The following is a 23,567-nucleotide window of genomic DNA, read 5'->3' on the forward strand; positions in this document are numbered from 1 at the left end:
TGTAAAAGAAGAAAGGTTGTCGAGTTGCATGAGGTTCAGCGTATTAGTCAAACATGACGATTATATTGTTTCAGACCATGTCCTTCATCAAGTGCGTACGATACCCGGCGTAACGTATTTGGATTTAATAACCCGATTTTTAGCTGAGAAAGGGATATCACCCCGAAGTTTTGAAATCAAACATGTTTTATTCCGTGAACCTGTTGCGACGTCAGTCCATTTTGATAAAAAAGTCACCTTCCAGTTTACGCAACAAGAAAACGGCTGGCTTGTTGAAACAACAAGCAGGAAATGGGTCGCTGAAAAGGCGGAAGGTGAAGCGTCAGTCAACTTGCAGGCGGAAATCATAAGAAAAAATGCGATAAACGAAAAGACAATTTCAATCGAAGAATTAAAGAAAGGGGCCGTCCGGACTACGGATGCTGAATCCGCCTATCGTAATTTGCGCAGAGGCGGCCTGATTCATAAAGATTTTATGAAATTGGAAGGTACGGTATATGAAGGTGAAAATTATATTCTGGGAGAGGTCAGTTTAAGCGGACTTTCAAAAGAATATACAGATGACTTTTACATGCATCCCGCGTTTTTGGATGGGTCTCTCAGCTTGTTGGGAATCCTTACATCAGATTTGCCGGATGAAGGAACAAATGCGTTTATCCCTATATATATTGAGACGTTCCGGGCACTGCATAAAACAACTGGGTCTTGTTTTGTGTATATTGATAAAAACAGTATAACGCAGCCGCCTTCTAAAGACATTTTATATGCGGACATAGAAGTATACAGGCCTGATGGAGAGCTTGCTTTTTATTATGAGCGGTTCGGTGTGAAAAGAGTCAGAAATGAAAAATCAATACAAAGGCTGGAGCATTCCCAAAAAGCTAAAGAGGTCGGCAGCGCAACGAACAATAAAGAAATGATCAGAAATAATTTGATCCAAGAGATAGCCGGCATGATTGAAAAACCTGCTGAAACAGTCAAGAATGATATTTCCTTTTACGAGATGGGCTTGGATTCTAAACAATTATTAGACTTATCCAAAAAATTAGAACTGATGTTAGATACAAAGCTGTACCCGACTTTATTATTTGATTACTCCACAATCGGTGAATTGACGGAATATCTGCAGGAGAAATACGGAGCCGGCATTACAGACTCTATCTCTGATACAGTTTTGCACCAAGACAGTCATAAAACATTAACAGATGAGCTGTCATCCATTATTGGAGAGGTTACAAACACACCGCCAAATAAAGCGGACAAACACCAATCTTTTTACGAACTGGGTCTTGACTCAAAACAGCTGCTGCATATATCGAAAATTCTCGAGGAAAGATTAGATACACAATTGTATCCGACATTGCTTTTTGATTATAACAATATTCATGATTTAGCGGCTTATTTAGAAGAAAAATATGATGTGCGTAATACGCCGGCCGCAGTTTTTAAAGAAAAAACGCAAACGAAAGAGCCGTCCGAAAAGCCGATGCTTGAATCTTTGTATTTACAAAAAGAATGGATAGAATCGCCATTAAAGTCCGGAGAAGTACCTAAGGAAAATACATTGATTTTCGATTTCGACAGTTCATTGAGTGATGAAATCCGAAAGTACATCGGCAGTGAAAATGTTATTTATGCGGAAGCCGACGATGAATATGAAATGGTAAATGAAAAGCATTATAAATTTAATCCGGAGCAGTCTGCTCATTACACCAGACTGTTAGAGGATATGAAAAAGTCCGGAGCGTTTCCGTCGTCAATCATTCATTACCTGTCAAAAAAAGCTTATACTGAAGCAGCGTTAGATCTGACTCACAGCTTTTATTCAATTCTTTATTTGAGCAAAGCTTTGATCCATCAAAAAGTAAAAGAAAACATCAACATTCTGTACGTACATGACAAGGGTCAATATACAAATCCGGTTTACGCCGCGATTGGAGGCTTTTTTAAAACGCTGAATGCGGAGCAGCCGAATATAAAGTGTAAAACGGTTGAGATTTCTTCAAGACAAACCATTAAAAAAGCACCTTTGCTTCTCAATGAATTAAGTGCCGGACATCATCAGGCTGTGAAATATGACGGCGATCAAAAAAGGTGGGTGACAGCATATAAAGACGCTTCGCTGCAACCAGGGCAAAAGGCCGCAAAGTTTGCAAAAAACGGGGTGTATCTCATCATCGGAGGGTTAAGCGGCATCGGCTGGATTATTTCAGCGTTTCTTTATGCAAATCACGGAGCCAGCGTTATCATTGCCGGGCGATCGAAAATGACAGCAGACATGGAAGAAAAATTAGACAGCATCCGCTATGACGGGTCAAGCATTTCTTACATTCAGGCTGACATGTCAGATAAGCAGCAGGTCATCAAGTTAGCGGAAAAAATTCATGCTGATTATTCCGAAATCAACGGGGTCATTTACAGTGCAGGCGTGTTAAAAGACTCTCTCATTATGAATAAAACAGACGCGGAAGCTCAAGCGGTGCTGCAATCAAAGGTCAATGGTGTGATTCATTTGGATGAAGCGCTCAGAGATATGCCTTTAGACTTTTTTGTTTTGTTTTCTTCCATCTCCTCAGAAATCGGAAGTCTGGGTCAAGCCGATTACGCCTACGCCAATCGTTTTCTGGAGCATTTTGCCGAGTGGAGGGAATGTATGAGAAAGGCGGGGGGAAGATCAGGAAAAACCATCGCTGTAAATTGGCCTTTCTGGAAAGACGGAGGCATGTCAGTTGATCCCGGCATTCAAGATATTATGAAAAGGGAGTACGGACTTCACCCATTAGAAAATACTGCCGGAATCAAAGCATTTGAACACTCGCTTCTCGGCCAAGGCCACCAGCTGATCGTGTTATACGGAGAAAAAGAAAAAATACAAAACGATTTCAAGCCGTTATCCGCCCGTTCAGCACCGCCTCTAGTAAGAGATTCAGCGATTGCAGCCGATTTTGATGCTTCGTCGTTCGTTACGGAAGAAGCTGAGAATCCTTTCCGAATACTCGGCACGGCCTCCAATCGTCATCTCGACGATTATTTGCATTATTGGAGCAGACTGAAGAAAGGAGCCCTTCAGCACGATCAAAGCGATGCCGCAAAAAAACTCATCGCTTTTTACCAGACAGAAGAAACGGAAACCGTTCATTTTCTGGCAAACACAGAAAATGCCCGGCATATGGAAATATTGATGAGCGGTAAGGGTGAAACAATTTTACTGATTTGCGGTTTCGCTACCACTGCTTACATGTGGAAAGAACAAATGAAGGAGTGGGCAGATCAATTTAATGTCATTGTCATACACACACCGGGTTACGGGCTGAGTGAGGGGAGCGCCGATTTTACACTGAGCGGGCTGGCTCAGACTTTTATCGAAGTGCTGAACGAGATAGGGGTTGCTTGGCCGATCCACATTGCGGCAGCTTCTTGGGGAGGCATGATAGGGCAGAGGATAGCCTATGAATACCCTGAAAAAGTAAAAACACTCATTCTTTCCGGAAGTTACACCGAATACGAAGAAGACCCTGAAAGCAGTGTCGAGGAAAAACTGAAAAATGATTTTATAGCTATAGGAAAGTCGCATGAATATGAAAGTTTATACAGTAATCAATTCTTAAATGCTTCTATTGAACGTTTTATGAAGATACATCAACAAGAAGGCTATTCTACGATCGGCTTTTTAAAAGACATTCATACAAGAACGCTTATCCTTACAGGTGAGAAGGAAAGCGTAGTTGATCAGAAAGAAACAAAAAGGCTGCGGAAACTGCTGAGCAATGCAGAATTAAAGAAAATTAAGGGAGCGGGGCATCTTCCGAACATCACACATCCGGAAGAATTTAATAAAGCGGTGTCAGAATTCATCAAGAAATCGGTAAGTAAGGGATGAAAACGATACATACAGTACAGGGGGAGAAAACAATGAAACAAACAATAAGCAATCCGGCATTTGATATGAAACAAATTAACGCTCTTAACAGCCATTATCAGACGATGATAGACAATGGAGTTCTGCAATGTGCGAGTTATATGATGTCAAGAGGAGGTGAGGTTTTTGCAGCTGAGTCGTTAGGGGAATTTACCGGCGGACAAAACGAAAAGCAAACATTTCAGCTTGATACAATCAGAGAAATCGGTTCTTTGACAAAAGTGTTTACCGCTGTAGCCGTCATGCAGCTCGTCGAAAAAGGTTTGCTCGATCTGAAAATGCCGGTCAAGCTCATTTTGCCTGCGTTTGATAAACCGGGTTTCGGAGAAATTAAAATTTTGCACCTTTTGACTCATACGGCGGGACTAAGTTTTGAGCTGGATATTCAAAAGGCTGAAGGCATTGACTTAACGAATGAGGAAGAATGGATAAACTATCTCGTCAGTACGCCTTTGGAGTACGGAGTGGATGAAGCATGGAACTATTCCAGAACCGGTTTTGTTATACTTGGCATCATTATTTCAAAAGTAACAGGCGTATCCTACGAACAGTATGTAACAAAGCATATTATTGAAGCGCTAGGATTAGAAAGAACGTATTTTTATGTGCCTGATGCTTTAAAAGAAGAAGTTTGTGTGATCAATGAGCACGAGTGCGTACAGCTGGAAAAAAGTCATCACCCGTATTTTCCGAATAAAGCGACAAGCGGTCTGTACTCTTCGTTGCGAGATATTTGGAAGTTGGCTGAAATGTTTAGAAATAAAGGCAGATTGAAAGATAAGAAGCTGCTTGGAAGAAAAACAGTCGAGGCTATGCTGAGAAATCAAATAAAGCCCGGTCTTCCTTTTTACTTCTTCGGAGCGCCCAGAGAGGAAGGCGGCTTTGGTTTAGGCATTAATTTGTGGCCGGCCGGTGACCATTATTTCATGACAGAAGGCACCTTCTCACATCTTGGAATGGGTTGGTGCGGCATGTTTTCTGATCCAGCCGAAGATTTTACGTATGTATTTTTCACTCCGATTTCCGAGTTTCATCCTCATGCCGTACTGACGCCGCTGAATATCGTGTGGGCAGGTATTGAATAATTAGACAAAAGCATCGTCCCGTCTGTTCGGCAGGCGGGACGATTGCTAACTGCCCGTTTTTATCCCGCGGCATCTTTTCAAAGCCCGCCCCTAAGTTAAATAACTTAATTTACTCTTTGTAATTTTTTTTAATTATAGTACAGTAGAGCATTTTTATAATACAGTTTAATGTCTTTTATAGTACAGTTTGGCGCAATATGATCTTAAGTTTTATAAGCGGTTTCAAAATGAGGTTATAAATGATTGACGGCTTTGTTTAATTACTGTAAACTATGGTTGTTGATCATATTGTACTAATAAAAAATCTTTTTTTATTAGTACAGTTTAAACGTCATTATCTTTGCTTAAGCGCTATGTGAATTTCTGAATGATTAATTTTAGAATTGCAGAGCATGATAAGACTGTTTTTAATACGGATGGCTAAACGGTATCCTAACCCTGTTAAATCAAAAGAAGAGGTGGTTTAAAAAATGGCTGCAAAGACAAAAACTTCAATTGTTGATAGCAAAAAACAATTTGATGCTATTCATAAGCAGTTTGAAACGTTCCAAATTTTAAATGCTGAAGGAGAAGTCGTAAATAAAGACGCAATGCCTGATCTTTCAGATGATCAGTTAAAGGAATTAATGAGAAGAATGGTGTATATCCGCATTTTAGACCAGCGTTCAATTTCTCTTTCCCGTCAAGGGCGTTTAGGTTTCTATGCACCGACAGCGGGCCAGGAAGCTTCTCAAATTGCATCACACTTCGCGCTTGAACAGGACGATTTTATCCTTCCGGGTTATCGTGACGTTCCTCAGCTGATTTGGCACGGTCTTCCTTTACACCAGGCATTCCTGTTCTCAAGAGGCCATTTTAAAGGTAATCAGATGCCTGAGGGAGTAAATGCTTTATCACCTCAAATTATTATTGGTGCTCAAATTATTCAAACCGCAGGTGTAGCTTTAGGTCTTAAAAAGCGCGGTAAAAAAGCGGTAGCTATTACTTACACTGGTGACGGCGGAGCTTCTCAAGGTGACTTCTATGAAGGAATGAACTTTGCCGGAGCATTTAAAGCGCCAGCCATCTTCGTTGTTCAGAATAACCGCTATGCGATTTCAACTCCTGTAGAAAAGCAATCATCCGCACAGACAATTGCCCAAAAAGCAGTTGCCGTCGGTATTACAGGTGTTCAAGTAGACGGAATGGATGCACTTGCCGTTTACGCCGCAACCGCAGAAGCACGCCAGCGCGCAATTAACGGTGAAGGTCCGACTCTGATTGAAACTCTTACATTCCGTTACGGACCTCATACAATGTCCGGTGACGATCCGACTAAATATCGTACGAAAGAAATAGAAAATGAATGGGAGCAAAAAGACCCGCTCGTACGTTTCCGCAAGTTCTTGGAAAACAAAGGACTATGGTCTGAAGAAGAAGAGAACAAAGTGATTGAACAGGCCAAAGAAGAAATCAAACAAGCTATCAAAAAGGCTGACGGCGAATCAAAACCGAAAGTAACAGAACTGATTGAGAATATGTTTGAAGAGCCGACGTTCAACTTGAAAGAACAACTTGAAATTTACAAAGCGAAGGAGTCGAAGTAAGCCATGGCGCAAATGACAATGATTCAAGCGATCACTGATGCGTTACGCACAGAACTGAAAAACAATGAAAATGTTCTGCTTTTCGGGGAAGATGTAGGCGTTGCCGGAGGCGTATTCCGTGCAACTGAAGGCCTTCAAAAAGAATTCGGTGAGGACCGCGTATTTGACACGCCGCTTGCTGAATCCGGTATCGGCGGTCTCGCTCTCGGTTTAGGCCTGCAAGATTACCGTCCTGTTATGGAAATCCAATTCTTCGGATTCGTATATGAAGTAATGGATTCAATCTCAGGACAAATGGCTCGTCTCCGCTACCGTTCTGGCGGACGCTGGACTTCTCCGGTGACAATCCGTTCTCCATTCGGCGGAGGGGTTCATACACCTGAACTTCACGCTGACAGTTTGGAAGGCCTTATCGCTCAGCAGCCGGGTATTAAAGTTGTTATCCCTTCCACTCCTTACGATGCAAAAGGACTGCTGATTGCCTCTATCAGAGACAATGATCCGGTTGTTTTCTTAGAGCATATGAAACTTTACCGTTCTTTCCGTCAGGAAGTTCCTGAGGAGGAATACACAATCGAGCTTGGCAAAGCTGATGTGAAACGCGAAGGTACTGACCTTTCTATCATCACATACGGCGCGATGGTTCATGAGTCGCTTAAGGCTGCTGAAGAGCTTGAAAAAGAAGGCGTTTCTGCTGAAGTTATCGACCTTCGCACTGTAAGTCCGCTTGATATTGATACGATTATTGCTTCTGTTGAAAAAACAGGCCGCGCAATTGTCGTGCAAGAAGCTCAAAAACAAGCCGGTATCGCTGCCAACGTTGTAGCTGAAATCAATGACCGCGCGATTCTGAGCCTGGAAGCTCCGGTTCTGCGTGTTGCGGCGCCTGATACAGTATTTCCTTTCTCGCTTGCTGAGAGCGTATGGCTTCCAAACCATAAAGACGTTCTTGAAACTGCGAAAAAAGTTCTTGAATTTTAATCAGGCATCATAAAAGACGGTAAAGAGAGTCCTTTTCTCTTATTATGAAGGAGTCTGTTTACTAGGTTCAATGCTTGCGTATGCATAACTAAAATTTGCTTAATCAACTAGGAGGTCGAAAACTGTGGCATTTGAATTTAAACTTCCGGATATCGGGGAAGGTATCCACGAAGGCGAAATCGTAAAATGGTTTGTTAAGCCGAACGACGAGGTAGAAGAAGACGATGTTCTGGCTGAAGTGCAAAATGATAAAGCAGTGGTAGAAATTCCTTCACCTGTTAAAGGAAAAGTATTAGAATTAAAAGTTGAAGAGGGAACAGTTGCAACTGTTGGACAAACGATTATTACGTTTGACGCACCTGGTTACGAAGATCTTCAATTTAAAGGAAGCCATGATTCAGGAGATGCGAAAACTGAAGCTCAAGTTCAGTCGTCTGCTGAAGCAGGGCAGGATATCTCTAAAGAAGAGACTCCTAAAGAGCCTGCAAAAGAAACCGGCGCAGGACAGCAGGACCAAGCGGAAGCTGATCCGAACAAACGCGTGATCGCGATGCCTTCCGTACGCAAATATGCCCGTGAAAAAGGCGTGGATATCCGTAAAGTAACAGGTTCAGGCAATAACGGACGTGTTGTAAAAGAAGATATCGACAGCTTTGCAAATGGAGGAGCGGCTCAAGAAGCGGCACCGCAAGAAACAGCTGCACCTCAGGAAACAGCTAAACCTGCAGCGGCTCAGGCTCCTGAAGGCGAATTCCCTGAAACACGCGAAAAAATGAGCGGTATCCGTAAAGCGATCGCGAAAGCAATGGTGAACTCTAAGCATACTGCACCGCACGTAACTCTTATGGATGAAGTTGACGTAACAAATCTTGTTGCTCACCGCAAACAGTTCAAACAAGTTGCTGCTGATCAAGGCATCAAGCTGACTTATCTGCCTTACGTCGTCAAAGCATTAACATCCGCTTTGAAAAAATTCCCTGTTTTAAACACATCTATTGATGATAAAACAGATGAAGTGATCCAAAAACATTACTTCAACATCGGAATTGCAGCGGATACCGAAAAAGGCCTGCTTGTGCCGGTAGTGAAAAATGCCGACCGTAAAGCCGTTTTCGAAATCTCTGATGAAATCAACAGCCTTGCTACAAAAGCGCGTGAAGGCAAGCTTGCACCTGCGGAAATGAAAGGCGCTTCTTGCACGATCACAAATATCGGTTCTGCCGGAGGCCAATGGTTCACACCGGTTATCAACCACCCAGAGGTTGCGATTCTCGGTATCGGCCGTATTGCTGAAAAAGCGATCGTCCGTGACGGTGAAATTGTAGCTGCTCCTGTCTTAGCTCTTTCTCTCAGCTTTGACCACCGTATGATTGACGGAGCAACTGCACAAAATGCGTTAAACCACATCAAGCGTTTACTGAACGATCCACAACTTATTTTAATGGAGGCGTAATGTTATGGTAGTAGGAGATTTCCCTATTGAAACAGATACTCTTGTGATTGGTGCGGGACCCGGCGGCTATGTAGCTGCCATCCGCGCTGCTCAGCTTGGACAAAAAGTAACAGTCGTTGAAAAAGCAACTCTTGGAGGCGTTTGTCTGAACGTCGGCTGTATTCCTTCAAAAGCGCTCATCAATGCAGGCCATCGTTACGAGAATGCAAAACATTCAGATGACATGGGAATCACTGCTGAGAACGTAACGGTTGACTTTACAAAAGTCCAAGAATGGAAAGCTTCTGTTGTAAATAAGCTTACCGGCGGTGTTGCAGGTCTTTTAAAAGGAAATAAAGTGGACGTTATAAAAGGGGAAGCTTATTTCGTAGACAGCAACTCTGTCCGTGTAATGGATGAGAACTCTGCGCAAACATACACATTTAAAAACGCAATCATTGCTACCGGTTCTCGCCCTATCGAATTGCCAAACTTCAAATATAGCGAACGCGTTCTGAACTCTACAGGCGCACTTGCGCTTAAAGAAATTCCGAAAAAGCTCGTTGTTATCGGCGGCGGATATATCGGTACTGAGCTTGGAACAGCGTATGCGAACTTCGGAACTGAATTGGTTATTTTAGAAGGCGGAGATGAAATTCTTCCTGGCTTCGAAAAACAAATGAGTTCTCTCGTTACCCGCAGACTGAAGAAAAAAGGCAACGTTGAAATCCATACAAGCGCCATGGCTAAAGGCGTTGAGGAAAGACCTGACGGCGTAACAGTTACATTCGAAGTAAAAGGCGAAGAAAAAACGGTTGATGCTGATTACGTATTAATCACTGTCGGACGCCGTCCGAACACTGATGAGCTCGGCCTTGAGCAAGTCGGTATCGAGATGACTGACCGCGGTGTTATTAAAACAGACAAGCAGTGCCGCACAAACGTACCGAACATTTACGCAATCGGTGACATCATTGACGGACCTCCATTGGCTCACAAAGCGTCTTACGAAGGTAAAATCGCTGCGGAAGCTATTTCAGGAGAGCCGGCTGAAATCGATTATCTCGGTATTCCGGCGGTTGTATTCTCTGAGCCTGAACTGGCTTCTGTCGGTTACACTGAAGCACAGGCGAAAGAAGAAGGCATTGAAGTCGTTGCAGCTAAGTTCCCGTTTGCAGCGAACGGACGTGCGCTGTCTCTTAACGAAACTGACGGCTTCATGAAGCTGATCACTCGTAAAGAAGACGGTCTTGTAATCGGTGCGCAAATTGCCGGCGCAAGCGCTTCTGACATGATTTCTGAATTGAGTCTGGCGATCGAAGGCGGAATGACTGCTGAAGATATCGCAATGACAATTCACGCTCACCCGACATTGGGCGAAATCACTATGGAAGCTGCCGAAGTAGCAATCGGAAGCCCGATCCATATCGTAAAATAATAATGTAACAAAGAAACAGCCCCCGTTTGTAAAAGCGGGGGCTGTTTTTATTGTGCAAGCACATGCTGCATAGGTTTGATGATATCCTCTTTTTTCTTTACGGATCCCTCAATCTTCATGACCACATGCCGATGATTGATCACCATCAGCGCAGGGAACGTGTTGATTTCCTCTTCCCATCCCTTTCTGTTGTCATAAACCTTCATTTGATCGACATGATGGGGATATTTCTTTTCTAAATCAAGGATCGCATCGTAATAAGGCACTTCTTTATCTATATGATTTTCATCGGAAAAAAACAAAATTTGAGTGTGATGAATGCTGTCGATCCGGTTTTTTGTGAATGGACTGACAGTAGAAACCGAACAGCTTGACAGAACGAACAGCATCAAAAAAAAGGGAATCACCGTACGGTAGCGCATCTATCTTACTCCTCTGTTTTATATAATATATTGGTTCATCCATTGATAAGGACTATATCAAGTGTATCACGAGAGGTGAAAAACCTAAGGCTTGTTACTGAATTGTTATATAATTGAAACCGTTTTTAATGAAGAAATAATACGTGTGACAACTTGCGCAGCCGATGTGTAAAAAAGGCACATTGTTTTTCGTGAGAGCGCTGTTTTTTCGTTATACTGGGGGCAAAACCATATCAGGAGGGATTGTCATGTATAAAGCCGCTGCAGCCATCATATGTATGTGCTTACTCGCCGGCTGCCAATCAAATGAAAAGATGCAAACAAACAAACCCCATTCTCAAGCCGCGGCCAATCACGCCAAACGGGAAAACCACCATACAAAAGAGGAAAAACAGAAAAAACAAAAGGCGGAGCCCCGCTACTATATCAATCCGAAAAGTTTTTCTGTGGAAAAAATGGATGAACAGAAAGAGAAAAAACCGATCGCATTGGTAACGATCGATGACGCGCCTGATCAGCATGCCGCTGAGATTGCGGACAAACTGCACGATCTCAATGCTTCAGCGATCTTTTTTGTGAACGGACATTTTTTGAAAAAAGATGAAAATAAGAAAGCGCTTAAGCATATTCATGAGTTAGGTTTTATGATCGGAAATCATACAATGACTCATCAAAACTTAAAAGATCTTTCCGAACAAAAACAACGGGAAGAAATCATTGGCGTCAATAAAGCGGTTGAAAAGGTAATAGGAGAGAAACCCGCATTTTTCAGGGCGCCTTTCGGAAGCAATACGGACTACAGTGACAGACTTATAAAAAAAGAAGGTATGGTGAAAATGAACTGGACCTTCGGGTATGATTGGGATCAGAAATATCAATCCAAAAAAGCGCTTACCGATATCACACTGAACAGTCCTTATCTGCGGGACGGGGCCAACATATTGATGCATGACCGGAAATGGACGGCGGAAGCCATGCCGGACATTGTAAAAGGATTGCGTCATAAAGGATATACTGTGATTGACCCTCGAGCTATAAAAAGACCGTAAAAAATAAATGTGTTATACAATTTATCAGTTGACATATTAAATGTGACATAATAATATAATAACAACAAGTGAAAATTAAGCGTTTTCAAATTCTGAGAAATGGGGAATGACAGATGGGTACAATTGTTTGCCAAGACTGTAACGAAGCGATTCATTACTTTGAGGATGAGAAGGTCACGACGTTATACGGAACATGCTGCGGACAATGCCAGTGTCATCTTGAAGAAGAGTAAAAAGCGTAAAAAGGCCCGAAACGATTTCGTTTCGGGCTTCTTTATGTTTATTGGATGGCTTTTTGCTCTTTGATCACTCTGATCATTTCAAGCGTTGCATCTTCGGGACCCTGCACAGGAAGGCCGGCGTCCAAGTTTTTAAAAATGTAGCTGATATTTTCTTCAGTAATGATCTCACCCGGAATAAAGATCGGAATTCCCGGCGGGTACACCATGACAAACTCTGCGATGATCCGTCCCGCGGATTCTTTTAACGGAATGACTTCCGTATTTGCGTAAAACGCGTCTCTTGGCGTCATCGCTAACAGAGGAATTTCAGGAAGCAGAACTTCGGTTTGCTGATGAGCATAGTCATTGTCGGAAGCCTGCTTTGAAATGTCTGTAAGCGCGCTTACAAGACGGTCGGCATCTCCCGCTCTGTCGCCGGGGGTGAAAATACATAAAATATTATACAAATCGGACAGCTCGACTTCGATATTATATGATTCGCGGAGCCATTTTTCAACGTCATGACCCGTCAGGCCGAGGTTTTTGACCGAAATGATTAATTTAGTCGGATCATAACTGAATGCAGCTTTAGACCCTGTGATTTCTTCGCCGACACAGCGGATGCCTTCAATTTGATTGAGACGTTCCCGTGTCTGTTCCGCCAGCAGAATCGTATCTTCAAGAAGATCGCGGCCTTCTGTAGCGAGGCGTTTTCTTGCGACATCAAGTGAAGCGAGAAGCAGATAGGATGTTGACGTTGTCGTCAGCATGCTTAAAATCGACTGTACTCTTTCTTTGGAAACAAGACCTTCTCTCACATTTAAAATGGAGCTCTGCGTCAGGGAGCCTCCCAATTTGTGCACGCTTGTGGCTGCCATATCAGCGCCCGCCTGCATGGCGGACAGAGGAAGCTTATCATGAAAATGAATATGCACGCCGTGCGCTTCATCGACAAGCACAGGTACATCGAAAGAATGCGCGAGCTTTACAATGCTGCTCAAGTCCGCTGCCACACCGAAGTACGTCGGATTTATGACAAGCAGGCCTTTTGCGTCAGGGTGCTCCGTCAAAGCCCGCTCTGCGGACTCAAGCGTAATGCCGTGAGAAATTCCGAGCTCATCGTCAATTTCCGGGTGTATAAAAATCGGCACCGCTCCGGAAAATACAATGGCCGACATAATGGATTTATGAACGTTTCTCGGGATGATGATTTTATCTCCGGGTCCGCATACGGCCATGACCATCGTCATAATGGCGCCGCTCGTCCCTTGAACGGAAAAGAAGGTATGGTCTGCGCCGAATGCTTCCGCGGCCAGATCCTGGGCTTCTTTAATGATGCCTTTTGGCGCATGTAAATCATCCAGAGGTTCGATATTAATTAAATCTATACTTAACGCGTTTTCTCCGATAAATTGTCTGAATTCCGGATCCATTCCCGCGCCTTTTTTATGGCCCGGAATGTGGAATTGGACAGGCTGTCTGTCCGCGTGCTTTTTCAGTCCGCTGTACAGGGGTGTTTCATGTTGCGGCAATTGTTTTCCCACCTTTATCATAATACCTACGGATTAGTTTGTATTACATTCAGTTTTATTACCCGTTTTTTAAACGTAAAACAAATGAATTATATTATGAACTTGAAAGAAAGTAAAGAACAATTTATGATCTATGGAAGATGCTTTTTTTGAGCATGATTATAAAGGAGTGAGGACATTTGGAATATCAATATCCGATGAATGAGGACTGGACGACAGAGGAGGCCGTGGATGTCATTGCTTTTTTTCAGCAGGTGGAAAACGCCTATGAAAAAGGAGCTGACCGGGACAGACTTCTGAATGCGTACCGCCGCTTTAAAGAAATCGTTCCCGGGAAAGCGGAAGAAAAGAAAATCTGCAGCCAATTTGAAGCTGACAGCAGCTATTCCCCGTATCGGACTGTGAAACAGGCGAAACAATCAGATCAAGCGATGATCAAAATGTAGACAAAGCGAGCCGCAATCGGCCCGCTTTTTATGTTATGAGACTTTCTGAGTCAGTGTGTATAAAAAGGAAAGCTTCCTAAAAGCATCTTCAATGGTTTGCAGGAATTCATTGTTGTTCATGTTGATCACGTCTTCTTTTTGCAGCTGAATGCCGCACAAAAGCTCTGCTTTTTTAACTGTCTGCAGGCGTTCAAATAATGTTTTCAGCTGCTCCTGATCCATGTCGGACTGCTTGTACGCACCTGGCTTCGTATGATCCGGCGACCATACAAAATGACCGGGAATCTGTTTTGTGATGTCCTCCTGCTTCGCTTCCAGCAATCTGCCGTATTCCTCTTTTATCGGAGATTCATAAATGATGGCAAACCATACAAACATATGGGTGTCCCATAAACCGATCTGAAAGTGAGGGAGTTTCTTATACCCGCGTTTGCTGTTGGCAAAGGCAACCCAGCTGTCAGCCGGCGGGTTGACAGATCTTCTCGCGTGCTTGGCGACATGCGGGAACATTTCATCTCCTGTCAATGCTGACAATGTCGGTGCGAAATGCTCTCCTAACAAGGTCAGCTTCGGACGGACTTGTTCTTTTAACACCTCCATGCGCGGATCTAAACCTTCTATTGTAAATGTATCGAAGTCTTCTTTTGTAAAACGCATCTGAGTCATCTTTTTCCTCCTTATCGTAAGTATTCATATTTTACCACAGCCGCCGCCGGCCGCAAAAACATTGAGAACGTTTGAGCCGAGAGGATTGGTGGTAAAAAACGAATAGGTAAACACACAATTTTAAGAATGTTGTTACAGCCGAATATAAGTTTCCATACGATATAAGAAGTATCATTAATAAATTGGAAAAATGGGATGCTTTTTTAACAAATGATCTCTGGAAGGGGCGAAAGACAATGAGGCAAGTGGTGAAGGAAGGATTCAGGGAGGAAAAAAATAACCGTGTAGCTGTCTGGAGACTAGAGGTTGATTATGAATTGGCAACCCTGTATGAGGCCATGCAAAAAGAGAATGCGGATCAAATCGATCTCAGCAAAAGAAAACTGGAACGTCTCAGAAAAGAATGGATTCGGCTTAACGGATAAAGAATAGTAAAAACGAACCGCAGGAAATGGTTCGTTTTTACGTGAGAAGGCATTTTTTTCATTTTCCTTGCTTTTTCATCGCCTTTATCAGTATGCTATAGAATAAGCTATACATAGAAAAGAGGTACACGGTATGACAAATTGGACGGAAATTGATGATATCGCAAAAAAGTGGGTAAAAGAAGCCGGAACGAGAATCAGACAATCCATGCAGGAAAGCTTGACGATTGAAACAAAATCAAATCCGAATGATTTAGTCACAAATATTGATAAAGAGACGGAACGCTTTTTCATTGACCGTATACAGGGAACTTTTCCCGGACACCGGATTCTCGGAGAAGAAGGGCAGGGGGATAAACTCCGCTCCCTTGACGGAATCGTCTGGATTATTGATCCGATTGACGGAACGATGAATTTTGTCCATCAAAAGCGGCACTTCGCGATCTCCATAGGCATCTTTGAAGACGGAAAAGGCAAAATCGGCTTAATTTATGATGTGATGCAGGACGAGCTGTATCACGCATTCAGCGGAAAAGGAGCTTATCTGAACAATACGCCGCTTGCTCCTTTAAAAGAAGCTTCCATTGAAGAAGCCATTATTGCAATCAATGCCACATGGGTGACGGAAAACAGAAGGATTGACCCGAGTATTTTGGCGCCGCTCGTAAAACGGGTCAGAGGAACGCGTTCCTACGGTTCGGCGGCACTTGAGCTGGCCAGTGTTGCGGCCGGCCGCATTGACGCATACATTACGATGAGGCTCGCGCCGTGGGATTACGCTGCCGGCTGCGTGCTGCTGAACGAAGTCGGGGGCATTTACACGACCACAGACGGCGAACCGTTTACGTTTTTAGACAACCACAGCGTGCTTGCGGGCAATCCGGCAATACATAAAATTATCTTTGACGACTATTTACATGCTGACAGGTAGAGATTTTGAAGAAGAAGATCTCGGGTTTCTGGAGCAGCTGGCGGCATCACACCCGGTGTGGAAAAACGAAGAGTTCGGAACAAAAAATGCGGCGGAGTTTATGCTTGCATACTCCATGTACAATGGAACGTGGCTCGTATGGGAGATTGACGGCGCTCCTTCCGCCGTCAGTTTTCATTTGGAATGGGCGCCTTCAAACGGAAAACCGTGGCTCGGAACCGTGGCCGTCGCTTCGGAGGCAAAAGAGAAAGGAATCGGACGCGCGGTCATTGAAGAGATTGCGGGCCGGCTGAGAGGAGAGCATAAAGCGATGTTTTCAGCCGTTCCCCTGGACAGGCAGGAATGGGTTTTGTTTTTAAGCCAATGCGGCTTTGAACAGCTCAAGCTTGAAAAAGACGATCGGGAAAAGACATATATGATCATGGTGAAGCCATTGTGAAATGTTTCAGATATAAAAAAGAGACCGGATTTCTCCGGTCTCTTTTCTTGTTTACAAGCCGACCGCATTCCAGGCCGCTTCTACGCTTGCAGCGTCTTGAGAACCGTAAAGGTCCCGCGCTGATTGAATCAAAGCTGCTTTTGCATCTTTAAAGTTTGATGACGGAGTGAGATATACCGTCAGTGCACGATAGTAAATCTGCTCCGCTTTTTTCACGCCGATTTTTGTAATCGTGTTGTAAGCGGCTTTGTTCGGAATTCCGCTGTTTGTATGCACGCCGCCGTAGTCGCCGGCATCGGTGTTCGGAAGGTTTCGATAATTTTTGTAATGGTCGGGCTGTCCGTATTTTGTCGGAGTGGATAAACTGCGGAGAGCCGGCTGGCTGACCGTAATATCTTCACCGATATCCCAGTCCTCAGTATCATTGAAGTATCCGAATACATCAGAGAAGGATTCGTTTAAAGCGCCCGGCTGATTTTCATAGTTCAGGTTGGCTGTTTCCTGTGTAACACCATGTGTCATTTCATGGGCTGTTACGTCCATTGAACCGGAAAGAGGCGAGAAGAATGAGCCGTCACCGTCACCGTAAATCATTTGGTCGCCGATCCAGGCCGCGTTATTGTATTTGCTGCCGTAATGAACGGAAGATACGATTTTGCCGCCTTTATTGTCGTAGCTGTTGCGTTTAAACGTCTGATAGAAATAATCGTATACTTTGCCGAGATTGTAATGCGCATCAACGGCAGCGCGCTGAGAAGAAGTTGTGAACTGGTTTGTAGTGCTTGATACGAGCGTGCCCGGCAGGTTATATTGTCGGTTTTGCAGATCGTACGTAATAATTTGCGTTCCGGTAGGTTTAGAAAGATCACGCATTACATATTTGCCGCTTTCAGAAGAAATATTTAATGAGACCGTTTTTCCTTTAAGAGTCGTACCTGTTCCGGTTGCAGCGGCATGCTCCACTTTGTTTTGCTTTTTCAGGACTTTCCCTGTTTCCGCATCAACGGTTACTTCCCAGTTAGCTGGTTCCGGTTCGATGTAGCGGATGGTTACATCATAGGCGAGGCGGTATTTACCGTCTTTTGTAGCCGCTGCTTTCAGCTCGGCTTTGTTTTTGTTTGCAACGTTGCCGTTAGAGACGGCTTCAGGTGATTTGCCGATTGCTTTAAAAGCATGATCCAGCGCCTGATTTGCAGATAATTTTTTGCTGTTTGCCGTTTTGGCAGAAGCATCGTTGTTTAATTCACCGTTAATCGCATAGACATTGTTGGATTTATCGACGTGAATAATGACTTGCGAGTCTTTCACAGGCACACCGTTAACGACAGGCACATAACGGAAGTGCTTGTAGCCGAGATCATCAGTCGTGTGGTCAATCAGCTTCAGTCTCTCAGAAGGGTTGCCTTTGAAGACTTTGCCGTTTTGTTTCAAGTATTGCTTGATTGCTTTGTCACTGACTGAAGGCAATTCAGATTGCACCAAAGAATGCTTCGGCACAAAGTTCGTCAGGTTTTCTTTAAGCTGAGGATTCTCAGCGGCCTGAACACCCGGAAGACTGATGGTTAAACTCATAAAGGAAGCGGCGACAGCAACAGACAATTTCTTACCTAAACCCACAATAAATCCCCCTTTTTGAAAATAATGAAAACTTATATTGTTATAATAAACCAGCATTCTCTCATTCTGCAATATAAAACTAGACTCCGCTGATGAATTGATAGAATCGTCCCGGAAAGGCTTCCGGCGGCCAGCATCGAGGGATAAGCCGAGAGGCACGTGTTGAATCAGACATGAGTCGAATGATGCGATTTATTCTGAAAAAAATGACAAATGAAGTCGGGAAAAATGATAGGGGAAAAATGTTCCGATCTGTAAAACTTTTTTTATAGCCGTTTGTCTAAACGGGTGAGGCCTTAATAAACGAAAAGGATTGTTTCAGATGTCAGAGATTTTCAGTCATTTTATTCAGCATTTCGACAGATATTTCAAGAGCTGTCTTACGAAGAGATTGCTGAAGTTTTGGACTGGAGTCTTTCGAAGGTGAAGAGCACCCTGTACAGGGCGAGAATGCAGCTGAAACAGCACTTGGCGGAAAAAAGGAAGGACGGACAGATATGACTTGCTGTTTAGTGAGAGATTTACTCCCTTTATATATTGAAGGCGATTGTGAAACAGAAACGGAGCGGTTTATTTCCCGCCATCTTGAATCATGCGGTAAGTGCGGGAGTTTATATCATATGATGAAGGAGCCGCTTGACCTCGGAAGCCCTGAGATGAAGGCGCCAGCCTGTTATGCAGAAGAAGAAAGGCGGTTTAAGGAACGGTATTACGGGAAACTGCTGATAAAAGCAGCCTGTTTGTTCGGCGCTGTTTTCTTCATCATGCTGTTCCTTAAACTGCTGATTTAAAAAAACGCCCGGCTGAATGACCGGGCGTTTTAATCCGTTTACTCAGCCGGATGAAAGGCTGTATAAATGCCTTCAAGCAATTCCTGGGGCAGTGAATTAAATAATCCGGCACACAGCTTTGCTTCTTTTTTTCCTGCTCCTGCTTTTTCAGCAAGGTCCTGATCAAACGTAAACACACCGTCTTCTTCAATCAGCGCAGATTGAAGGATATGAAGACTTTGGGAAAAAGCGGTGAACAGCTGATCAACGATAAGGGCCTCTTTTTCCGTAAAGCCGAGCTCCACCGCTTTTTCTTTATTAAATGTATATTCGCCGTCCGTTTTCTCAATACATTGGGAAAGAACGGTTAAAAATTCGGTTGAACTGTCCCACAGCTTTTGAATGATCTGGGCTTGTTCTTGATCTAATCCCAATTCAACCGCTTTTTCACCGTCAAAATAATAGACACCGTCTTTTTCGTAAATCGATTGGCTGATGATGTCAATGAGTTTTGCCGCGTCTTCCGGTGTTTTCTCTGCGGAAGCCTGCAAGGCATGCGGTTCATTTGCCTGGATCGTTTTTGCGCCGGCAGAATCAAGCGGACTGAATGCAAGCAAGGCGGCTGAGGCGGTTGCGGCGGCAGTTACAGCGGTTTTCTTCAAAAAAGATGTTTTCATTTCATTCTCTCCTTGTCATGTGTATTTGCTTACAGCCACAAGTATAAAAAGACAATGATGGAATTGATATAGGAGGTATGGTATTTTCTGCATAACGATGCCGGACTATTTCAGACTTCATTTTCTGAGGGAATCTGCTGAAGTAACTAGAGTGGGGGCCGTCATTTCCGGCTTCCTGACTAGGCGGCGGGGGAGATAAGCCTTACATCTAAAGCCTGTTTTGAGGATGTAAAAAAGCCTGAATCTTTGATTCAGGCTTCATTAGAATTGTGCTTTTCATGTTTACGGAATTTTGCAAAGGGTCATCCTTTTAATCAAGCAGTCCCTGTTCGCGCATTTTTTTCTTTACGGTGAAACCGCTTCCCATCATGGCGATAACGAGAACAATGCTTCCGATGATGCCCCATGCGCTTTTCTCAGCGATTGATACGCCGATCAGCATCATGCTGAAGACTGCTGCGAATGCAAATAATAATAAGAGCCAATTCAATTTTTTCATATTTCCATCCCCTTTAACGTCATACTTTCAGTTTACAGAAAAACGTAACGCTTTTAAAGAGGATGTGTGGTATAATATGAAAGTTATCTAATTTTTTTAGGAGATGAAAATGTGAAACTTCGAAACGATCTTCGCAACATCGCGATTATTGCCCACGTTGACCATGGGAAAACGACTTTGGTAGACCAATTGCTTCACCAAGCCGGAACATTCCGTGCCAACGAAAATATTGCCGAACGCGCAATGGATTCAAACGATCTTGAACGTGAACGCGGTATTACAATTCTTGCGAAAAATACTGCGATTAACTATAAAGATACACGCATTAATATTTTGGACACTCCGGGACACGCCGACTTCGGCGGAGAGGTAGAACGGATTATGAAAATGGTTGACGGCGTTCTGTTAGTCGTTGACGCATATGAAGGCTGCATGCCGCAAACCCGTTTCGTACTGAAAAAAGCCCTTGAGCAGAACTTAAATCCGGTTGTCGTTGTAAACAAAATCGACCGTGATTTCGCCCGCCCGGAAGAAGTCATTGATGAAGTGCTTGATTTGTTCATCGAGCTTGACGCAAACGAACAACAGCTTGAGTTCCCTGTCGTCTACGCTTCTGCGATTAACGGAACGGCAAGTCTGGATCCGAAAAAGCAGGACGAAAATATGGAATCACTGTATGAGACGATTCTTGAACATGTCCCTGCCCCGGTAGATAACGCCGAAGAGCCTCTTCAATTCCAAGTGGCGCTGCTTGATTACAATGATTATGTCGGCCGTATCGGTATCGGACGCGTTTTCCGCGGCACGATGAAAGTGGGTCAGCAGGTTTCATTGATGAAACTTGACGGAACGGTAAAATCATTCCGCGTAACGAAAATCTTCGGTTTCCAAGGATTGAAACGCGTGGAAATTGAAGAAGCGAGAGCGGGAGACCTCGTTGCCGTTTCGGGCATGGAAGACATCAACGTCGGTGAAACGGTTTGTCCGGCTGACCACCATGAGCCGCTGCCGGTTCTGCGCATTGATGAGCCTACGCTCCAAATGACATTTGTTGTAAACAACAGCCCGTTTGCAGGCCGTGAAGGCAAATATGTCACAGCCCGCAAAATTGAAGAGCGTCTGAACGCGCAGCTTCAAACAGACGTCAGTCTTCGTGTCGAACCGACTGCATCACCTGACGCATGGGTTGTTTCAGGACGCGGTGAGCTTCACCTGTCCATTTTAATTGAAAACATGCGCCGTGAAGGCTATGAGCTTCAAGTGTCTAAACCTGAAGTTATCATTAAGGAAATCGACGGCGTAAGCTGCGAGCCTGTTGAGCGCGTACAGATTGACGTGCCTGAAGAGCATACCGGTTCTGTTATGGAATCAATGGGTGCGAGAAAAGGCGAAATGCTTGATATGATTAATAACGGAAACGGCCAGGTCCGCCTGATCTTTACCGTACCTTCACGCGGACTCATCGGCTATTCTACTGAGTTTCTGTCACTGACACGCGGTTTCGGTATCCTGAACCACACGTTTGACAGCTATCAGCCGATGCAAAAAGGCCAAGTCGGAGGCCGACGTCAGGGTGTGCTCGTTTCCATGGAAAACGGAAAAGCGACATCTTACGGAATTCAAGGTATTGAAGACCGCGGCGTCATCTTCGTTGAGCCTGGAACAGAAGTATATGAAGGCATGATTGTCGGCGAACATAACCGTGACAATGACCTTGTCGTCAATGTCAGCAAAATGAAACAGCAGACAAACGTCCGTTCCGCTACGAAGGATCAAACGACTACGATTAAAAAAGCGCGCATTATGTCGCTTGAAGAATCACTCGAGTACTTAAACGAAGATGAATACTGTGAAGTAACGCCGGAATCCATCCGTTTAAGAAAGAAAATCCTGAATAAAAACGAACGTGAAAAAGCGGCGAAAAAGAAAAAAACAGCAGGAATGTCTTAATCACTTGCAGAATTTGAAGAGGTAGAACCCGAACGGAAAAGGGGAGGGGGATCCTTTTGAATGAAGTAAGTGAACGGCTGTCGTTCTTTGCGGCTCTTTACCAAGTGGATGAGCATCCGCTGACGGGAATGTGGCTGTTATACGGAACGATCGTCGTGCTTTCGGTGATTGTATTTAAACTCGGCTTTGCCAAACGGCTGCCGGTGTTGAAGGCTGCGGCAGTTTATCTCTTTCTCGTGCTCGGCTGCACCGTACTGACTTTTTTCGGTGTGTTTCTGCCGGTCGGAGAAGGGCTTGTTGTCGCCGCCTTGATTTTGATCGTTTACAAAATCCGTCTGCACCAGTCCAAAAAAAGCCAGTCAGCTAAACCGCAATAAAAAAATGACCTTGCCTTCCGGCGGGTCATTTTTTATTCGGTTTATTTTTTCAGTTTATCTTTTTTCGCTTTTTGTCCGGGATGAAAGGAAAAGTGTCCGGTATTCAGCCGCGCCTCCGTTTTGACTTTGATTCGGTCATGGCATTCCCGGCACATATATGTATGAATCGGACGATTGCGGAGGCGTTTGGCTGTCAGTGTTTCATCATCAATTTGTTCGATTTTGTCGCAAATGGAACATTTTACTCTCATTGATTTTTCACCTCTTTCACTATGACAAGCATTATAACATGGATGCCCCTCCTGCCAAAGGGAAAGAAAGCAGCGCCCTTCCTTTGGAGCGGGCGCTGCTTTTTACCGGCGGTTTTTCATATGATGATCCGATTGATCGTTCTGTTCGTTCTGCAGCTTGTTCTGGTCTCTTTGGTTCAGCTGATCATCATTTGATTGAGTCGGTGATTCTTTTTCATTGTCGGTCACATCATTCGGGACTTCCGGCATGACACGACCGACGATGGCGGCAAGTTCGTCCAAAATGCCTGAAACGGGGCGGCCGGCCTTAATGTCGCTGCCCATGCCTCTCAGACGGGAAACCGTATCAGGATCAGCCACGACAACGGCATTGGCGCCGTAAGGATCGTTTTTTAACGCCTGGGCAACCGTGTATTTAATGCTCTCCACTTTGCTTCTTTCTAAATTGTCATCCACATCGATACCGACAACGGAGTATCTTCCGAGTATAACCGCGGTGGCGTCTGAAATGCCGGGGATTTTTTCGGTTACCTCGACGAGATGCTTAGCGATGTCTGTCCGGCCGGGATTTTCAGCTGTCTCAGGAGCCGTATTTTTCACATGGATCGGTTTTGCATCGCGCTGATCGGCTGATTCGTTCTGAATATTGCGGCCGCGGCCGTCCTGTACAGCAGTGCAGCCGGTAAGGATAAACAAGGCTTGTATGATAATGAAAAGAATTCGCACGTCAGATTTCCTCCTTGAATGCTTTCATTTATTTTATTGTTGAATTAACCTTCTATCTTTATGCACCAAATCATATATTTTAGCAGGCATCCCCGTTATTTGCGGAAAGAGAAGCACACGATGGGCTT

Annotated in this window: 23 protein-coding genes and 1 pseudogene; 16 read left to right on the forward strand and 8 right to left on the reverse strand. The window is 44.1% G+C overall.

From position 1 onward, the window contains the following. Positions 1–28: 28 nt before the first annotated feature. The 6 genes from HWY38_RS08450 to lpdA all read left to right on the forward strand — a co-directional run bounded on the left by HWY38_RS08450 (position 29) and on the right by lpdA (position 10,441). Positions 29–3,880 carry an alpha/beta fold hydrolase gene (locus HWY38_RS08450; protein WP_224181657.1) on the forward strand — a complete coding sequence of 1,284 codons (3,852 nt, stop codon included), beginning with the start codon at positions 29–31 and terminating at the stop codon, positions 3,878–3,880. 32 nt (positions 3,881–3,912) lie between these two features. After that, entirely contained in the window at positions 3,913–5,004 is a 1,092-nt protein-coding gene (locus tag HWY38_RS08455) for a serine hydrolase domain-containing protein (RefSeq protein WP_038457891.1), read from the forward strand. A 470-nt stretch (positions 5,005–5,474) separates the two neighbouring features. Next, positions 5,475–6,590: a pyruvate dehydrogenase (acetyl-transferring) E1 component subunit alpha gene (gene pdhA / locus HWY38_RS08460; protein ID WP_007611171.1), complete on the forward strand. Its 1,116-nt coding sequence runs from the start codon at positions 5,475–5,477 to the stop codon at positions 6,588–6,590. Positions 6,591–6,593: 3 nt separating this feature from the next. Then, the gene (gene pdhB, locus HWY38_RS08465) at positions 6,594–7,571 is read left to right on the forward strand and encodes a pyruvate dehydrogenase complex E1 component subunit beta (RefSeq protein ID WP_003154528.1); all 978 of its coding nucleotides are present in this window, start codon (positions 6,594–6,596) and stop codon (positions 7,569–7,571) included. A gap of 124 nt (positions 7,572–7,695) precedes the next feature. After that, a complete protein-coding gene (gene pdhC, locus HWY38_RS08470) occupies positions 7,696–9,024 on the forward strand; it encodes a pyruvate dehydrogenase complex dihydrolipoyllysine-residue acetyltransferase (RefSeq protein WP_007611173.1) in 1,329 nt (442 codons plus the stop codon). Positions 9,025–9,028: 4 nt separating this feature from the next. Beyond that, positions 9,029–10,441 (forward strand): dihydrolipoyl dehydrogenase, encoded by a 1,413-nt coding sequence (gene lpdA / locus HWY38_RS08475; RefSeq protein ID WP_007409663.1) that lies wholly within the window; start codon positions 9,029–9,031, stop codon positions 10,439–10,441. 47 nt (positions 10,442–10,488) lie between these two features. On the opposite strand, the gene HWY38_RS08480 is transcribed toward lpdA, so the two are convergent. Further along, a complete protein-coding gene (locus tag HWY38_RS08480; protein ID WP_007409664.1) occupies positions 10,489–10,863 on the reverse strand; it encodes a hypothetical protein in 375 nt (124 codons plus the stop codon). Between the two features lie 248 nt (positions 10,864–11,111). On the opposite strand from HWY38_RS08480, the gene HWY38_RS08485 reads away from it, so the two are divergent. Both HWY38_RS08485 and HWY38_RS08490 read left to right on the forward strand, forming a co-directional pair. Beyond that, the gene (locus tag HWY38_RS08485) at positions 11,112–11,912 is read left to right on the forward strand and encodes a polysaccharide deacetylase family protein (RefSeq protein ID WP_224181658.1); all 801 of its coding nucleotides are present in this window, start codon (positions 11,112–11,114) and stop codon (positions 11,910–11,912) included. A 113-nt stretch (positions 11,913–12,025) separates the two neighbouring features. Further along, on the forward strand, positions 12,026–12,145 hold the full coding sequence (locus HWY38_RS08490) for a GapA-binding peptide SR1P (RefSeq protein ID WP_003154518.1): 120 nt from the start codon (positions 12,026–12,028) through the stop codon (positions 12,143–12,145). Positions 12,146–12,192: 47 nt separating this feature from the next. Here the strand turns inward: HWY38_RS08490 and HWY38_RS08495 are convergent, their stop codons facing one another. Further along, positions 12,193–13,665 carry an aminotransferase class I/II-fold pyridoxal phosphate-dependent enzyme gene (locus tag HWY38_RS08495; protein WP_224181659.1) on the reverse strand — a complete coding sequence of 491 codons (1,473 nt, stop codon included), beginning with the start codon at positions 13,663–13,665 and terminating at the stop codon, positions 12,193–12,195. A gap of 179 nt (positions 13,666–13,844) precedes the next feature. On the opposite strand from HWY38_RS08495, the gene HWY38_RS08500 reads away from it, so the two are divergent. Then, the gene (locus HWY38_RS08500) at positions 13,845–14,111 is read left to right on the forward strand and encodes a UPF0223 family protein (protein WP_224181660.1); all 267 of its coding nucleotides are present in this window, start codon (positions 13,845–13,847) and stop codon (positions 14,109–14,111) included. Positions 14,112–14,144: 33 nt separating this feature from the next. On the opposite strand, the gene HWY38_RS08505 is transcribed toward HWY38_RS08500, so the two are convergent. Continuing rightward, positions 14,145–14,777, reverse strand: a complete 633-nt coding sequence (locus tag HWY38_RS08505; RefSeq protein WP_007409668.1) for a DUF1054 domain-containing protein — start codon at positions 14,775–14,777, stop codon at positions 14,145–14,147. A 236-nt stretch (positions 14,778–15,013) separates the two neighbouring features. Here HWY38_RS08505 and HWY38_RS08510 point away from each other — a divergent pair, with 236 nt between their 5' ends. The 3 genes from HWY38_RS08510 (at position 15,014) to HWY38_RS08520 (ending at position 16,572) form a co-directional block, all read left to right on the forward strand. Continuing rightward, a complete protein-coding gene (locus tag HWY38_RS08510) occupies positions 15,014–15,202 on the forward strand; it encodes a hypothetical protein (protein WP_007409669.1) in 189 nt (62 codons plus the stop codon). Between the two features lie 133 nt (positions 15,203–15,335). Next, positions 15,336–16,133: an inositol-1-monophosphatase gene (gene suhB / locus HWY38_RS08515; RefSeq protein WP_017417710.1), complete on the forward strand. Its 798-nt coding sequence runs from the start codon at positions 15,336–15,338 to the stop codon at positions 16,131–16,133. Next, positions 16,120–16,572 (forward strand): GNAT family N-acetyltransferase, encoded by a 453-nt coding sequence (locus HWY38_RS08520; RefSeq protein WP_224181661.1) that lies wholly within the window; start codon positions 16,120–16,122, stop codon positions 16,570–16,572. The genes suhB and HWY38_RS08520 overlap by 14 nt, the downstream gene beginning before the upstream one ends. Before the next feature lie 51 nt (positions 16,573–16,623). Here the strand turns inward: HWY38_RS08520 and HWY38_RS08525 are convergent, their stop codons facing one another. After that, positions 16,624–18,189: a M4 family metallopeptidase gene (locus tag HWY38_RS08525; protein WP_032874795.1), complete on the reverse strand. Its 1,566-nt coding sequence runs from the start codon at positions 18,187–18,189 to the stop codon at positions 16,624–16,626. A 366-nt stretch (positions 18,190–18,555) separates the two neighbouring features. On the opposite strand from HWY38_RS08525, the pseudogene HWY38_RS08530 reads away from it, so the two are divergent. Beyond that, a pseudogene (locus HWY38_RS08530) lies at positions 18,556–18,690 on the forward strand (RNA polymerase sigma factor); the annotation flags it as partial. Continuing rightward, a complete protein-coding gene (locus tag HWY38_RS08535; protein WP_224181662.1) occupies positions 18,687–18,980 on the forward strand; it encodes an anti-sigma factor family protein in 294 nt (97 codons plus the stop codon). The pseudogene HWY38_RS08530 and the gene HWY38_RS08535, both read left to right, overlap by 4 nt. A gap of 38 nt (positions 18,981–19,018) precedes the next feature. Here the strand turns inward: HWY38_RS08535 and HWY38_RS08540 are convergent, their stop codons facing one another. Both HWY38_RS08540 and HWY38_RS08545 read right to left on the reverse strand, forming a co-directional pair. After that, positions 19,019–19,636: a hypothetical protein gene (locus tag HWY38_RS08540; protein ID WP_224181663.1), complete on the reverse strand. Its 618-nt coding sequence runs from the start codon at positions 19,634–19,636 to the stop codon at positions 19,019–19,021. 310 nt (positions 19,637–19,946) lie between these two features. Next, positions 19,947–20,135, reverse strand: coding sequence for a YlaF family protein (locus HWY38_RS08545; protein ID WP_003154504.1), 189 nt, complete (start codon positions 20,133–20,135; stop codon positions 19,947–19,949). A 111-nt stretch (positions 20,136–20,246) separates the two neighbouring features. On the opposite strand from HWY38_RS08545, the gene typA reads away from it, so the two are divergent. Together typA and HWY38_RS08555 are read left to right on the forward strand one after the other, a co-directional pair. Further along, entirely contained in the window at positions 20,247–22,085 is a 1,839-nt protein-coding gene (typA, locus tag HWY38_RS08550; protein WP_007409675.1) for a translational GTPase TypA, read from the forward strand. 56 nt (positions 22,086–22,141) lie between these two features. After that, complete coding sequence (locus HWY38_RS08555) at positions 22,142–22,462, forward strand: YlaH-like family protein (protein ID WP_007611192.1); 321 nt, start codon at positions 22,142–22,144, stop codon at positions 22,460–22,462. 41 nt (positions 22,463–22,503) lie between these two features. Here the strand turns inward: HWY38_RS08555 and HWY38_RS08560 are convergent, their stop codons facing one another. Continuing rightward, entirely contained in the window at positions 22,504–22,713 is a 210-nt protein-coding gene (locus tag HWY38_RS08560; protein WP_007409677.1) for a YlaI family protein, read from the reverse strand. A 102-nt stretch (positions 22,714–22,815) separates the two neighbouring features. Next, on the reverse strand, positions 22,816–23,439 hold the full coding sequence (locus HWY38_RS08565) for a YhcN/YlaJ family sporulation lipoprotein (protein ID WP_224181664.1): 624 nt from the start codon (positions 23,437–23,439) through the stop codon (positions 22,816–22,818). Positions 23,440–23,567 lie beyond the last annotated feature (128 nt).

The sequence above is a fragment of the Bacillus sp. KS1 genome, from assembly GCF_020075515.1.
GTDB lineage: Bacteria > Bacillota > Bacilli > Bacillales > Bacillaceae > Bacillus > Bacillus velezensis.

Coding starts and splice junctions, on each gene's coding strand:
- HWY38_RS08450 (WP_224181657.1), top strand. CDS start 29: ATGAGGTTCAGCGTATTAGTCAAACATGACGATTATATTGTTTCAGAC.
- HWY38_RS08455 (WP_038457891.1), top strand. CDS start 3,913: ATGAAACAAACAATAAGCAATCCGGCATTTGATATGAAACAAATTAAC.
- pdhA (WP_007611171.1), top strand. CDS start 5,475: ATGGCTGCAAAGACAAAAACTTCAATTGTTGATAGCAAAAAACAATTT.
- pdhB (WP_003154528.1), top strand. CDS start 6,594: ATGGCGCAAATGACAATGATTCAAGCGATCACTGATGCGTTACGCACA.
- lpdA (WP_007409663.1), top strand. CDS start 9,029: ATGGTAGTAGGAGATTTCCCTATTGAAACAGATACTCTTGTGATTGGT.
- HWY38_RS08480 (WP_007409664.1), bottom strand. CDS start 10,863: ATGCGCTACCGTACGGTGATTCCCTTTTTTTTGATGCTGTTCGTTCTG.
- HWY38_RS08485 (WP_224181658.1), top strand. CDS start 11,112: ATGTATAAAGCCGCTGCAGCCATCATATGTATGTGCTTACTCGCCGGC.
- HWY38_RS08490 (WP_003154518.1), top strand. CDS start 12,026: ATGGGTACAATTGTTTGCCAAGACTGTAACGAAGCGATTCATTACTTT.
- HWY38_RS08505 (WP_007409668.1), bottom strand. CDS start 14,777: ATGACTCAGATGCGTTTTACAAAAGAAGACTTCGATACATTTACAATA.
- HWY38_RS08510 (WP_007409669.1), top strand. CDS start 15,014: ATGAGGCAAGTGGTGAAGGAAGGATTCAGGGAGGAAAAAAATAACCGT.
- suhB (WP_017417710.1), top strand. CDS start 15,336: ATGACAAATTGGACGGAAATTGATGATATCGCAAAAAAGTGGGTAAAA.
- HWY38_RS08520 (WP_224181661.1), top strand. CDS start 16,120: ATGCTGACAGGTAGAGATTTTGAAGAAGAAGATCTCGGGTTTCTGGAG.
- HWY38_RS08535 (WP_224181662.1), top strand. CDS start 18,687: ATGACTTGCTGTTTAGTGAGAGATTTACTCCCTTTATATATTGAAGGC.
- HWY38_RS08540 (WP_224181663.1), bottom strand. CDS start 19,636: ATGAAAACATCTTTTTTGAAGAAAACCGCTGTAACTGCCGCCGCAACC.
- HWY38_RS08545 (WP_003154504.1), bottom strand. CDS start 20,135: ATGAAAAAATTGAATTGGCTCTTATTATTATTTGCATTCGCAGCAGTC.
- HWY38_RS08560 (WP_007409677.1), bottom strand. CDS start 22,713: ATGAGAGTAAAATGTTCCATTTGCGACAAAATCGAACAAATTGATGAT.